1 protein-coding gene is annotated in these 922 nt (G+C 70.7%); it reads left to right on the top strand.

What is annotated here, in order from left to right:
• On the top strand, positions 1-922 hold a 922-nt coding region (locus A5782_RS22660), incomplete at both ends, for an AMP-binding protein (RefSeq protein ID WP_156624061.1).

Here is a 922-nt window from a genome sequence, read left to right as displayed (position 1 = left end):
GGGTCGCCACGGTGCTTGATGCGGTGGACGCGGTGTGTGTGTTGACCTGTGGTGTCGACACGGTTGGCGGGGCGGGGACGCGCCCGGTGCTGCGCGTCGACGGTCTAGACCTGTCCGGGCGCTGCACGCAGCGGATCACCGATGCCGACCGGCGCGCGGCGCTGGAGGTGGGTAACACCGCCTACGTCATGTTCACGTCGGGATCCACCGGTACGCCCAAGGGCGTCGTGGTCAGCCACGCAGGTCTGGTGGGACTGGCCGCGGCCCAATGCAAGGTGTACGGGTTGGGCGCGCAGTCGCGGGTGCTGATGGTGGCCGCGCCGACCTTTGACGCGTCGATCTTCGATTTGTTGTGGGCGGTCGGGTCGGGGGCGACCCTGGTGGTGGCCCCGCCGCAGGCCTATGGCGGCGAGGCGCTGACCGAGTTGCTGCAGACTCAGCGGGTCAGCGCGGCGGTAGTGACTCCCACGGTGCTGGCGTCGCTGGATCGGGCCCGCCTGGACGGGGTGGACACGCTGGTTACCACGGGGGAGGCGTGCCCGGCGGAGTTGGTGGCCGCCTGGGCGCCGGGCCGGCGGATGTTCAATGGCTACGGCCCCTCCGAGACCACCATCTGTGCCACCTCCACCGCACCGCTGTCGGCGGGGCAGCCGGTGACCATCGGCACCCCGATTCCCGGGATGTGCGCGTTGGTGCTCGATGCACGGCTCAACCCCGCGCCGATCGGGGTGGCGGGCGAGTTGTATCTGAGCGGGCCGGCCCTGGCGCACGGATATCTGGGCCGCGTCGCGTTGACCGCGGAGCGGTTCGTGGCGAATCCTTTTGCGGCCGCAGTGGGGCCGGTCGGGGCGCGGATGTATCGGACCGGTGATCTGGTGCGCTGGACTTCGGCCGGTGCGTTGGAGTACTTGGGCCGTGCCGA

Source organism: Mycobacterium sp. 852002-40037_SCH5390672 (genome assembly GCF_001665875.1).
GTDB lineage: Bacteria > Actinomycetota > Actinomycetes > Mycobacteriales > Mycobacteriaceae > Mycobacterium.
This window is presented reverse-complemented; position numbering and strand designations above follow the sequence as displayed.